Genomic DNA, 12,999 nt, shown 5'->3' with positions numbered 1-12,999 from the left:
CAAGGAAAATACTATCAGGGATAGGCTTAGCGGTTTTTAGTAGATTGGCATCGTCTTTCGAATCAAGGCGACATCTTGGCGAAGCAAAAACATCGTATAAACGAACATAACTGTATCAATCATTATAGACAATAACTTGACTGATTGCAGACTAACTTATCATCATTATTCAGTACATTTATTCACTGCTATTATCGAATAAAAAAATTCAATGAAGTAACCTTTAAACCAGCATTTATTGACATTACTATTTGACAACTTTTCAATAGACGCTCAAACAAACTACAGCTGCACCACCTCATACTGGCTGAACTCATCCGTAATCAGCAACCTCTGCCCCAAACGTAAAGGGGTTTGTTTGCTATTAATACGCATAATGACTCTATCATCGGTCTGAAAGTAAGAAGTCGGTACAATCAAAGTACCAGTGGTTTGTAGTCGCTCATCTCTACCAAGGATAAATGCTGGCACAAAATGGCGACTACGCGTTTCTCTACCTTCTAAACGCAAGCCACAAGCCACTAGCTGATGTCCGAGTACTTGCCACTCGATCTCTGGGTTTTTGCTATCAAAATCAAGCCAGCGCGCCACACCCATCGACCAATCAGGCGGCGTGATTGTATCAGATCGACAGACTAAAAAAAGGCTCATCATATGTAATGCTGGCGGTGCAGTCGTCGCAGATGCATTCTCATCAGCCACTATGTTAAGACTGTCTTTATGAACACTGTTTTTATGAAAGACATCTTCATGAAAGCGGTCTTTATTTAAAGTATCTACTGTTAGTGATAGTCGCAGGGTGCGAAATAGTGATAAATCATCATTATGATCAAAGGTTTCACTGGCTAATACGTGGCTGCTGTCTTGTTTTTTATTCACGGTATCATAACGAGGACGCTGCTCATCTGGTAACTCTTTTATAGCGATTAAACTGGTAAAGCTATGCGAATGGCTCACCCGGTAATGAATATTATTAAAACCTGTAATCAAAACAGCGTCTTCTTTCGCACTATGTTTAGTCGCTAGGGTGAGCGGCGGCTGTAAATAGCGGTAATTGAGCGTCATCGCTATTTTATTAAGCAAGTGACTCTCAACGCCGTCACCCCCTTCCTTAACTAAAGCCTGTTTGCGTCGTTTAAGATACTCAACCAGCGGGGCAATTTCTATAAATAAACAGTGATAGCGATCGTCGTATGGGTTGATTGTAGAGCTGGCCGTCAGGTAAGTTGGCGGATTGTCACTTTGTAAATCAACGAACACGCGGGTCTCGGTGGTTGGCTCAATCGTCGCAACGATATGCTTAGCCCATTCAGGTAACAAACGTTGGACGAGCAGAATATTGGGACGACGCATGGCACGTACATTTAATAGACTGTATAAACAAATTTGGCAATACAGCTGATGAACCGTCTTGGCACGCTGGGTGCCTGCCGTAACACTCATATTAATCTCAGCCGCATGGTACTGATAAGCAAGGTAATACAGCTGATTGATTTTATGCCATAAGTAAGATGAGGGTTTTTGATAGCACAGTGCTTCTTCGCCCAATAGCTTCTGGTACATCAGCAGCGTCTGGTAAATAGCAATGGCGAGTGTCGTTGATGAAGACTTATCACCATTAAAATAGCGCTGCCAGCCATTACTTGCAGCGTATTTTCGCTGATTATTGAGCAATGAGGTTTTATGACGTATCACTCTGTCATAGACCATAATCATTGAATAATATAGCGACTTTATTTGAGCCACATAACCCATTTGAATGTCGCTAAGCGCACCTGTCTCATAAATATAAGACTGTCGCAAAGTGGCAATTAACTGATCTGAGGCGTCTATCACCGTCGCCATAAGGGTAAGACGTTGCGACTCATCGATATTGGCCACACGTAGTACCGTAAGTATTTTTGCTAATTGTTCAGCTTGCTGTGCTTGCGTTTGCGAAGGTAACGCTGCCAACAATTTTAGCAAATAACCTTCTTGGCCATTAGCGGATCGCTTAGAAGCTAGTGGCAATGCCTCTGTAGAAGATAGGTGCTCTTGAAACGTCGATAAAGTTATCATCAGTATTCCTAGTAACCTTGAGTAACTTGGCAGGAGGCAAATATTCAACCATGCCGTATGCAACAATACAAGATAAAAGATACAAATCAGCAGCAACCATCAAAATCGACAGCACCCATTTTTAGTAACGATTAATTTCTATAGCATCATCTAACCGCACGCCTATCTTCTAAAAACCACGCTTTGTTCACTAATTTTTCAATATACCATAGTGCCTATATTAACGATCATTGTAAATATCAATCGGTACTTTGAAAGGTTTATTTGGTAGCTCTCTCACCAGCTTGGGTACCAAATAACCAGGGAGTGCTGCCAACAATGACCAATACAGCTCAATTGCGAAGCGCTCATCATTATCGAAATGTGCGGCACCAGCAACTTTGTCTAATACATGCAGATAATAAGGCAGTACCCCACATGAAAACAAACGCTGACTTAATTGCATTTGAACAGCAACGCTATCATTGATGCCTTTTAATAGCACCGCTTGATTCAATAAAGTGATGCCAGCCGCTCGAGCACGTTGCAGATGCTCTGCTGTTAAGGCATCGATTTCATTGGCATGATTACAGTGGATGACCATCACAATATGACAGCGACTTTGAGACAGTCTGGTCAATAACGCATTGTCCAAACGCGCTGCGATGACCAGCGGCAAGCGCGTATGTAAGCGAATAGTGATCAATTGCGGGAGTGACTCTAAAGTATCTAGCCAAGCAAACAGGCGTCTATTTGTCACATTCAGTGGATCACCGCCACTCAAAATCACCTCATTAATCTCAGGGTGTGCGGTAATGTAATCAATGATATTTTCTTTGGCATCAGCCGTCGGCATATTGGCACTATAGTCAAAATGCTGACGGAAACAGTAACGACAATGAATGGCACAAGCACCTGTCACGGTCAATAATACTCTGGATTGGTACTTATGCAGCATACCCTTGACTGGGTTCTGCGTATTCTCACTCAAGGGATCCGCCACATAGCCCGTTACCTTGATTTGCTCGCGCTGATCAGGCAATACCTGTCTCAGTAAAGGATCATTGCTATCGCCGATACTCATTTTTGCCACAAATCCACGTGGTACGCGCAGCTCAAAATGCCTAGGCACATAAACCTCTGCCCGCAATGATTCTAGCTTTAGGATGCTTAACAGCTCATCGATAGACGTAATGGCCTCGGATAATTGCGTTTGCCAGTTTTTTTGTGTGATTAAATGGTTTATCATGACAACCTAATACCTGTGCCCAAAAGTCGCTATTATACGCGCTTAGTGCGTAGCCTATCAAAGCATACGACCTATCCTTTAAACACTTAGCGTAATAAGCGATTTTAACGCAGCAAGCTATTCATTCACTTATCTACCACCCTATTTATAACCCCTAGGAGTTTCTTGTGGCAAGTTTTTCTACTAATGAATTTAAAGCTGGTCTAAAAGTCATGCTCGATGGCAACCCTTGTGCCATTCTTGAAAACGAGTTTGTCAAACCAGGTAAAGGTCAAGCCTTTAACCGTGTTAAATTGCGCAACCTTCGTAGTGGTAAAGTATTGGAACAAACCTTTAAGTCAGGCGATAGCTTAGAAGCTGCTGATGTCATGGACACTGAAATGAACTATCTATATAACGATGGTGAGTTTTGGCATTTCATGCACCCTGAAAGTTTTGAGCAGATTCAAGCGGACAAAACAGCGATGGGCGATTCAATAAAGTGGCTAAAAGAAAACAGCAATGCACTATGTACCATCACTTTATTCAACGGTACTCCTCTTTCAGTAACACCGCCTAACTTTGTTGAGTTGCAAATCACTGAAACAGATCCTGGTGTGCGTGGTGATACTTCAGGTGGTGGCGGCAAACCTGCCAAGTTAGAGACAGGTGCTGTCGTCCGTGTGCCATTGTTTGTACAACAAGAAGAAGTCGTACGTGTTGATACTCGCACAGGTGACTATCAAACTCGCGTTAGCCAATAGTATGTAAAAGTTATAGCGCTCGATATAATAGAACTTACATAATAGAACTTAACAGTTAGCCTCTAGCTGTTATTCCACAAAAAAGCTGAACCACTGATAAAGCGGTTCAGCTTTTTTTATTTATGAATATTGCCTTTAATACTGTCTCTGTAGTTAATTTGATTGAAAAGTATTCCAAAGCAACCGAGTAAAAATTCATATGGAGTATGTCAAGCAAGGTTAACGCTGTGGTTTTTTATAGTGGATGAACTGTCGCTATTGATGACAGCGATGACGTATAACCTTCTATAAATATCTACCAAAACACTACTCTTCTGCTGATGAGTGTTTCTGTATCAGCCAATATTGTACCAATGCATTCAACTGCTCTTGTTTAAAAGGCTTGGTACAGTAATCTTGCATCCCAACTTTTAAATACTTTTCACGCTCACCATCCATTGCATTGGCGGTCAACGCGATAATAGGTGGTAATGATTGAGGATCATAGAGTTCATGCAATTTAATAGTGGCCTGCACGCCATCTAAAATAGGCATGTGATGGTCCATTAAAATAACATCATAACGCTCAGGTGAGAGCGCAAAAATTTCAATAGCCTGCTGCCCATCAGTGACATGCGTGACCGTATGACCACTATTATTCAGGGCTTTTTTAGCGATGATGGCATTGACGGTATCGTCTTCAACCAACAATATATGACCAGCACGCTCATGGGTCGGCTCAATTATCGTAAAGTCATTTGAATCTTGCCACATCTCATACTGGTTTTCATCAATAGTCGGTAGCGGCAATAAAACACTGAACGTAGTGCCCACACCCACTTCGCTATCCACATCGATATAGCCACCCATCAAATCAACCAAAGACTTACAAACCGAGAGTCCTAGACCTGTGCCACCATAAAGACGATGGGTGAATTTGTTTGCTTGGTCATAAGCATCAAAAATCGCATCCAATGACTCAGCTTTGATGCCGACACCCGTATCTGTGACTTCAATGCATAGGGTCATGACTTCATGATAGATGGTATTACTGATAGCTTCTTGAGCCGTTATTTTGCTGAGATCACTTGCCGAAATACCTTGAGCGCGATATTGGTCAGCGCTGTCGTCGTCAAAACCATCATAATGACAATTGGGTACATGTTTGACATCAATAGTGACTCGCCCACCCTCACGAGTGAATTTAATCGCATTATTAACAAGGTTTGCTAAAATTTGTTTGAGGCGTACCGGATCGCCTTGCACATAGGGCGATAACGACTCGGTATAATGGTAGTCTAAAATGAGCCCTCGCTGACGTGCTTTGACAGCAAAGAGGCTGACCACCTCATTACATAATGCAGATAAGTTAACAGGAATAGAATCAATGGTCATTTTCCCAGATTCTACTTTCGATAAATCTAAAATCCCGTTAATGATCGCCATCAAATGCTCGTTGGAAACTTTGATATTGTCCACGTATTCTTGTTGTTCACTGCTAAGTTTGGTCTCACCGAGCATCTCCACCATACCAATAATGCCATTCATCGGTGTACGGATTTCATGACTCATATTGGCCAAAAAGTCTGATTTCATCTCATTGGCATGTTTGGCATCACGCTGCTTATCCTGTAGCTGCAAGGCATCTGCCGCCATCATCGCAAATTGAGCCAACACCTTTGCCTTTTGCCCATCAAAGTCATGATTGGGCTTCATATCCATCACACACAGCGAGCCCAAACGATAGCTTTTATTGTCCTCATGCAAGATAATTGGCGCACCAGCATAAAACTGTAGGTACGGCGATTCTGTCACTAGCGTGTTGTGGCTAAAACGACTGTCTTTAGTTAAGTCCGGTACTACAAAGACGTCGTTAGAGAGCACGGTATAATTGCAAATAGCCACTTCACGCGTCGTGCGGCAAACACCGCCCAGTCCTTGGACAGATTTTAGATACTGTGTTTCTTCGTCCATGAAAGTAATGGTCACAACTGGTACATCAAAAAATAGCTTTGCCAGATCAATTAGACGCTTAAATGCAGGCTCATCATTGTCGTTGAGCACCTGGTACTTCCTAAGCTTATTGATGCGTTCTACTTCATCTGCCGCTACTGGGTAGCTGTGTTTAGGTGCGTTCAATATAGGCAAGATAGACTCCATTAAATAAGATCAGACGCTCGGCTTGATGCCCGCCTGTTTTATTAATAATTGTAATGCTTCACTCACCATAATCATCGCAACCACCGATGTGACCACTACTGCTGAGCCGTAACCACCACACTGCAAACCGCCTGTCTGACAACTCTTATCTACACGTGGTGGCTCTGTAGAGTAGACACATTTGATCCCGAACTTTTCTTTTAGTGTACTATTAATGCCTTTTTCGTGGCGCAGCTTATTGCGTAATTTGGCAAGTAAAGGATCTTGGTAACTGTCACGCAAGTCACTCACCCTAATCTGACTAGGGTCTATCTTGCCACCTGCGCCGCCTGCACAAACCAGTTTTAATTTATTAAAACGACAATGTAGCGCGATGGCAAGCTTGGCATTCATATCATCTACGCAGTCCAAAATAACCATAGGTCTGCCTTGAGCAACAGCGGCTTTTGCTTCATCGCGACTTGGCAATAAAGTGGCGACATTTTCTACAGTTAAAAAATCATCGATCAAGTTTAGCGTTACTTTGGGATTAATTTCACGAATACGGGTGGCCATCGCTGCAATTTTACTCTCACCAAAGGTGCTGTCTAGTGCAGGCAACTGGCGATTGACATTGGATGCAACCAATACGTCCAAATCGATCAACGTAATAGTGCCCACTGCCGTTCTTGCCAAAGCCTCAGCTGCCCAAGAACCAACACCTCCAACACCAATAACGTATACATGCGCATCGGCAAAAGTAGTGACAGCTGTCGTACCATAAAGAGTGCGCGTACCTTGAAAACGGCGCTCATATTGCACATTGTCTTCGCTAAGCTCTTCTGTCTTTGTAACGTCTTCGGTGCCAATGGACTCTGTCATTGTTTGCTCAAATGGTTGTGTTTCACTCATAACAGATTAAATGCTCTTTTAAATTATTTTTGTGACGCTTATATTACGTTAATTTCTTTATTCACGGCTATCTCATTCACTATCATATCAATGGCTAGCCATATAATAAACCGTCAGTGACTAAAATCTGTGGCACTACGATAACGGATAATCCCATTTTGTTTGCAAAGCACTGCAACTGTTGTGCCACAATTGCTTAGCAAGACTGGCGGGTGGTACATTAAGCAACTCACTCAAGCTTAGCAATACCCATGGCAGGTTGGCAGGTACATTTCTATTATGTACGGCTGTACTCCTCCGTGCACTGCCTGAGTTTTGAGTTGGCACTAATGAATCATGGTCAGATATTTGGCACATGATAGGCGTCATATCAGGGCAATCTGTTTCTATTACCAAACATTCAACACCATAGCTATCAACCGCTGCTTGAATGGCGCGGCGCAGTTTCTTAGCATTGGGATTAGTGATTTGACCGGTAACCCCAAGCTTAAATCCCAACTTAACAAATGCTTTGGCCTCTTGCGTCCCACCACTAAAACTGTGCGCGATACCGCCAAGTTTGTGTGCATCGTAGTCATGCGCTTTTAGTATGGCCAATGCTTCTGCATGGGCTTTACGAATATGCAGCATCACTGGCAGCTGATGAGTCACCGCCATATCCAATTGTGCCTTAAAAAATCGTACTTGTTTGGCAAATATGTCAGGCGCTTTCATCGCCTCAGTAAAGGTGTCTAAACCAATCTCGCCGATTGCTAATGGGCGTTTATCAGCAATCCTTTTTGCCATAGCGATTAAATGATCGTCAGTATGTTGTTTAATATAAAAAGGATGCAAACCAACCGCAACATGGCTACTAAAATTTGACACTTTTTGTCTATCGACATTGGCTGTCGTAGGTAATGACAGCGTATTTAACAGGCGCTCAGTCTCATACATCCGCTCAAAATGCTGATATAGATAGCCGACTAATACCAGATGGCGTACTCCCTGAGTATGAGCCTGCTGCGTCAGTATTTCTCTATCATCATCAAATATTGGGGCATCAAAATGAGTATGCGTGTCAATGAGAGGATAAATAGTAGGTAAGGGCTGTTTGATCATCTTAGGTGAAGCGATAGGGGTCATTGATAGACTCCAAAATTAATAGTTTTCAGCGAGGCATTCCGTGATTTGTCATTCAATAGACATTATTTGTCATTTTGTAGCAATAACCACGTCAATGAACACTTTAGGATGGTAACTTTATTTAAAATGATTTCGACAGTTAAAAAATACCAATCAACAAAAGAGATTTTGATAAGTAAAGAGACCTTCAACACGCCCTATTAGTATTATCATGATTGGCTTTTGCATTGTGCTCATATGAGTGCTCATCTAAGTGCTCATCTGATACATTTTTACCATCTAACGCTCTGGTATCAGCTTGTCGACTGCTACGCCTAGGAATCACCAATAAGGCGGTGGCAGCGACTGCTAATAAAAACCACTTTTTAGCATTTGTATGACTTGTCATTACTTCCACCCCTACCTTTATATCATTATCTGCTATATTTATCAGCAAGTGTTCATACTTACTACTCAATTACTCATTAGTATACTGCGATATAAAAACTGCTATGTTTATCTGTGTTATGAATACGCAAGCTAATGTACGGCGTAGTTTATTTATTACACCGTGTCTCTACATGCTATAAGAATAGGAGGCGAGCGCTTTATTAACCTATCATTAATAAAGCGCTTTTTTGAGTTCTTAACGATTTAAAGGATAAGTTGTCATACCATTATTAGGACTGTCTACTTTGGTAAAACCTTGAGACTGAGACTTTGGTGTCTGATCGCGCTTAGGAACAAGGGGATTGAGCGGCATCAATTCATAATCTGCGCTAACATCGCCATTCCAACCTTCCGTACCGCTCAATGGCAGCTGTTTGATGGTACCGTTTTTATCAATGACCAATTGCAGGACGCGCATTTGGTTGAATTTGCGCTCGGTGACACTGGCGACTGCCCTGCCATCACGTAGGATGGTTGGCTGTAAAAATATGATTAAATTACTTTTTTGCGTCGTGTCATTGTCAGAGCGGAACAGTCGACCAATGACTGGCACGTTACCCAAGCCAGGGACTTTTTGTTGGCGCGTAGTGCTGTTTTCACGCATCAAGCCACCAAGAGCAATGGTCTGCTGATCATCAGCCAGAATCGTCGTATTGATGAGGCTTTTATTGGTGATCAAACCACTGGCGTTACCCGTACTGCCCGGTACCACCGATGAGACTTCTTGTGAGACCTCCAAGCGTACGGTGCCATTGTCGCCAATATGAGGAATGACATTTAGATTGATACCAATATCTTGACGATCGATGGTTTGAAAGGGGTTGCTAGAATCGTTGCCACTGGTGGTAAAGGAGCCTGTCACAAAAGGCACGTTTTGACCCACTAAAATACTGGCTTTTTCGTTGTCCAATGTCAAAATTGATGGCATAGACAGCAGATTGGCACTGGTAGAAGAATCAAGCGCTTGCAAGATAGCCCCATAAAACTGGGTGTTTCCCTGACTGTCTTTGCTGCTATCACCAATACCAATCAAAGCACCAGCTATCGATCCTGCTGCTGCACTGATACTGGCGGCACCGCCACCCAACGCCGCGGCAGCAAGTGCTGTAGCACTCGCGCCTACGTTATTGAAGTTTACGACTCCGTAGCCGCTATTGGCATTGCCAAGCGCCCATTGCACACCAAGCTGGGTCGCATCATCACCTGACACTTCTACAATAGCCGCTTGAATCAATACTTGCGCGCGGCGACTGTCCAACTGATTGACCGCATCTTCAATCTCAAACATCAGCTCAGGTGCTGCATTGACGATAACGGCATTTTGGGTTTCATCAGCGATAATACTAAAAGGTCGCCCGCCAACACCTGTACCAGTACTACTCGAATTGGCACCAGAGGTAGCTGAGGTCGTCGCGTTGTTCGTTGTGTTAGTGCTAGACTCATTAGTCAAAGTAGCGCCTGTGCTACTGGAATCGTTCAATGATGCCGACTCTAACGAGGACGTTGCTCCAGCGCTATTAATAGATTGATTGGCGAGCAATCCGCGTAGCATATCTGCAATATGACCTGCACTGGCGTATTTTAATCGAAAGACGCGCAGACCACTCAAACGCCTTGTAGGCGTGGTGTCCAATTGATTGACCATCTCTTTGACTTTAGCAATCATCTCCGGACTGCCTTTCACCAACAATCTATCACTAGAGGTATCAGCGATGACTTTAAGCTGGTTATTACTACCTTGTGCTTGCCCGCTACCAGCGCTTGCAACCAAGGCGCTAATCAATTCCATCATACGTTCAGCATCGACGTGACGTAGTGGTATCACTTGCAAACTGTCATTGACGTTGCTATCTAAATCGCGGATAAGCGATGTCAGCTGATTAAGACTATCGGCACGATCGGACAATACCAAGGCATTGACACCAGGCACGGCAGCGGCATGAGCTGATTGAGGCATAAGCGGACGGATGACACCCAGCACTTCTGCAGCTTGAGTATTGGTTAAATAAATAACACGAGTAGCTAACGCCTCACCAACACTGTCACCGCGTAAATCAACAGCCACGCCAGATTGTTTGGCGACATTATCTGGCACCAATTTAATGGTCGTTCCCGAGTCAATCGCTGCAATACCGTTGACTTGCATCACACTCAAAAATAGCTGATATATTTCGTCACGCGACAAGGCTTTGTTAGAAATCACCGTCACATTGCCATTAATACGTGGATCAAGGACAAAATTTTGGTCAGTGATGGTTGCAACCTCATTAATAAAGGCTTTGATATCGGCATCTTGTAAGTTGACTTTCCAGCTCTCGGCACTCGCAAGACCCGTACTGGCAGCCCATAATGGTACGGCGAGGCAAAGAGGACGACACAGGCGCATCAGGCGCTGCAAAACATGGTACAGAGGCGTGACTGAAAAATTATGAAAACTTACCATATTGATGATTACCTACAGTGATGTCGCTTAGTATGTACTGGGTTTATTGTGTGCTAAGGTGCTCAATGATTGCTTTGCTCACTTAACGTTCTGCCAACAATGGCATTATTTAAGTGGCACTATATAAATACTTGTTTACCTAAAACTTGTTTACTTAAAGCTTGTTTACTTAAAATAAGAGTTCTCACTCATTTATTGTGCTCAAAACTGCTGACGAATGGTAATGACTTGATCGCCGCGTTGCACCTCTATTTGCGCCTCACCTGATTGCTGTACCTGTTGCAGCACACTAGCATCTTGGGCAGGATTACTACCCACGCTTTGACCATTAACCGTTAGCACTTTATCACCTGGCTCAAGCCCTAAGCGATTACGCAGCTTTGCTGGCATTGCAGGCGTCACTTGATAGCTTTCCCCTGCTGCCATAACCCCCATCCTACTCAAATAACTGGCGGGGTTTTCTTGCAATTCTGTGACCGCTTCATCGATAGCAGATTGCGGACTACTGTCACTGCCTGTCGCAGCGGACTCTTCCTCAGTATTTTGTGTAGGCTGAGGGGCGTTAGGCAGCATGCTGTTCTCTGGCAAGCGCTGATTACTGACGGCACCTGCGATCATGTCACTTTGGTCTAATGGCATCGCGGCTGGCATGCTAATGACGGTTTGCTTGTCACTGGCATCAGCAATGATAACCGAGTTCCAATCGACAGCCACAAGGGTATAGCCACTGTCTTTTAGCGCATCACCGATTCGATAGTTTTTCACTTCACCATTGATATCCAGTAGTGCCGAGGACATGCTCTCTGGCATTGCTAACAGAACGCCTTTTAGATTGACATTGGGCGGTGGCTGCACTGCTGCTGCAATAGGATCAGGATCTGTAAAAATTGCAAATAATCCACTATAGTCCTTGCCAGATGCCGATGTGTTTTGCAAAGGCGCTGGTGGCAGCATCGGTGCCAATGGTGCGGCGAGCAACAACCATAGTAATCGAGCCGCTGTCCAACATAACCAAGCAACAGCCAATAACAATACCCAACCTGAGAATCGATTAAGGGTGTTAAGCACAGGTTTTAAAGTTGTAGAAACATTCATCATCTAGCGTGTCCCCAGCCCATTTAATAGCGGCTGACGCACACTAACAACTGGCGTATCTTGGGGTGCTTGCCCTTTATACTCAGGCATACTTTCTAATAAACGCTGCGTCAAACTGACATCCAACATATTATCGCCATCGATATATAAGTCACCCAAGCGCTTATCTTGATTGTTTAATAAATTGATATGAAGCAGGTTTTTATTGTTTTTTTGCTCGGCACTTAACTCAGCACGCATCGCAGGCATGGTCAGATAAAAAACCTTGCCACCGCTAGGATAGCCTATCTCACCGCCGACCCATGTCAGCTGACCATCGGCTTGAGTAAAACCAGATGGATCTTTTGTTGAAGCGTTTTCTGCGGCGGCACTTGAGCCAGACTGACGGCTGAGCGAAACGTTATTGACCTGAATCGGTGTATTGGGCAATTGCCAATCAACCAAACTTGCCAACGTCTCAGGTGCTATCTTGCCGCTCATATTATCCACTTGCCATGAGTTGGTGCCTATTTTTACTTGTCCATTGAGGCGGGTTTGTGCTGAATTGATATCGACCTCTGCACTTATCTTACCCAATAACAAATGCCATGGCTGCCACGACCATTCTGCCGTACCTGTGAGCGGTGTCGCTGCTAAAGGCATCTGCCAGATAACGGAGCCTTGCCATAAATTACCCGACACATGCTGTACATAAGGCATTTCGGGAGCATACTTTTCAAGCAGCCACGCCGCTGGCATTTGCAATACAGCAAATAATGCAAATAATACAAACCCAACCAGCCACCACAGCTTACGAGGGCGCTTATGAGACGACGCGGATACTTGGGGCACGGGTGCATAACTCTTAT

The 12,999-nt window shown here is 43.8% G+C and carries 10 protein-coding genes; 1 reads left to right on the top strand and 9 read right to left on the bottom strand.

Features of this window, described 5'->3' with window-relative positions; genetic code table 11:
• Positions 1–282: 282 nt before the first annotated feature.
• Both INT03_RS08640 and epmB read right to left on the bottom strand, forming a co-directional pair.
• Complete coding sequence (locus tag INT03_RS08640) at positions 283–2,058, bottom strand: hypothetical protein (protein ID WP_193008617.1); 1,776 nt, start codon at positions 2,056–2,058, stop codon at positions 283–285.
• A gap of 220 nt (positions 2,059–2,278) precedes the next feature.
• Positions 2,279–3,286 carry an EF-P beta-lysylation protein EpmB gene (epmB, locus tag INT03_RS08635; RefSeq protein ID WP_193008616.1) on the bottom strand — a complete coding sequence of 336 codons (1,008 nt, stop codon included), beginning with the start codon at positions 3,284–3,286 and terminating at the stop codon, positions 2,279–2,281.
• A gap of 167 nt (positions 3,287–3,453) precedes the next feature.
• Here epmB and efp point away from each other — a divergent pair, with 167 nt between their 5' ends.
• Positions 3,454–4,029: an elongation factor P gene (gene efp, locus INT03_RS08630; RefSeq protein ID WP_045444336.1), complete on the top strand. Its 576-nt coding sequence runs from the start codon at positions 3,454–3,456 to the stop codon at positions 4,027–4,029.
• A 306-nt stretch (positions 4,030–4,335) separates the two neighbouring features.
• Here the strand turns inward: efp and INT03_RS08625 are convergent, their stop codons facing one another.
• The 7 genes from INT03_RS08625 to gspN form a co-directional block, all read right to left on the bottom strand.
• Complete coding sequence (locus INT03_RS08625) at positions 4,336–6,156, bottom strand: GAF domain-containing hybrid sensor histidine kinase/response regulator (RefSeq protein WP_226950183.1); 1,821 nt, start codon at positions 6,154–6,156, stop codon at positions 4,336–4,338.
• A 21-nt stretch (positions 6,157–6,177) separates the two neighbouring features.
• A complete protein-coding gene (locus INT03_RS08620; protein ID WP_226950193.1) occupies positions 6,178–7,029 on the bottom strand; it encodes a ThiF family adenylyltransferase in 852 nt (283 codons plus the stop codon).
• Between the two features lie 165 nt (positions 7,030–7,194).
• Positions 7,195–8,184 carry a TatD family hydrolase gene (locus INT03_RS08615; protein ID WP_226950184.1) on the bottom strand — a complete coding sequence of 330 codons (990 nt, stop codon included), beginning with the start codon at positions 8,182–8,184 and terminating at the stop codon, positions 7,195–7,197.
• A 187-nt stretch (positions 8,185–8,371) separates the two neighbouring features.
• Complete coding sequence (locus INT03_RS08610; RefSeq protein ID WP_193008613.1) at positions 8,372–8,572, bottom strand: hypothetical protein; 201 nt, start codon at positions 8,570–8,572, stop codon at positions 8,372–8,374.
• A gap of 237 nt (positions 8,573–8,809) precedes the next feature.
• Positions 8,810–11,056 (bottom strand): type II secretion system secretin GspD, encoded by a 2,247-nt coding sequence (gene gspD / locus INT03_RS08605; RefSeq protein WP_193008612.1) that lies wholly within the window; start codon positions 11,054–11,056, stop codon positions 8,810–8,812.
• 201 nt (positions 11,057–11,257) lie between these two features.
• Positions 11,258–12,154: a type II secretion system protein N gene (locus INT03_RS08600; protein WP_193008611.1), complete on the bottom strand. Its 897-nt coding sequence runs from the start codon at positions 12,152–12,154 to the stop codon at positions 11,258–11,260.
• Entirely contained in the window at positions 12,155–12,982 is an 828-nt protein-coding gene (gene gspN, locus INT03_RS08595; protein WP_193008610.1) for a type II secretion system protein N, read from the bottom strand.
• Between the last annotated feature and the right edge of the window lie 17 nt (positions 12,983–12,999).

Source organism: Psychrobacter sp. PG1 (assembly GCF_014897815.1).
Taxonomy (GTDB): domain Bacteria; phylum Pseudomonadota; class Gammaproteobacteria; order Pseudomonadales; family Moraxellaceae; genus Psychrobacter.
Note: the sequence above shows the minus strand (reverse complement) of the source record. Positions and strands in the feature narration are given on the sequence as shown.

Bases quoted from the DNA above. Each gene is read 5' to 3' on its own strand.
- INT03_RS08610 (WP_193008613.1), bottom strand. From the start codon at position 8,572: ATGACAAGTCATACAAATGCTAAAAAGTGGTTTTTATTAGCAGTCGCT.
- INT03_RS08600 (WP_193008611.1), bottom strand. From the start codon at position 12,154: ATGATGAATGTTTCTACAACTTTAAAACCTGTGCTTAACACCCTTAAT.
- INT03_RS08620 (WP_226950193.1), bottom strand. From the start codon at position 7,029: ATGACAGAGTCCATTGGCACCGAAGACGTTACAAAGACAGAAGAGCTT.
- gspD (WP_193008612.1), bottom strand. From the start codon at position 11,056: ATGGTAAGTTTTCATAATTTTTCAGTCACGCCTCTGTACCATGTTTTG.
- INT03_RS08615 (WP_226950184.1), bottom strand. From the start codon at position 8,184: ATGACCCCTATCGCTTCACCTAAGATGATCAAACAGCCCTTACCTACT.
- epmB (WP_193008616.1), bottom strand. From the start codon at position 3,286: ATGATAAACCATTTAATCACACAAAAAAACTGGCAAACGCAATTATCC.
- INT03_RS08640 (WP_193008617.1), bottom strand. From the start codon at position 2,058: ATGATAACTTTATCGACGTTTCAAGAGCACCTATCTTCTACAGAGGCA.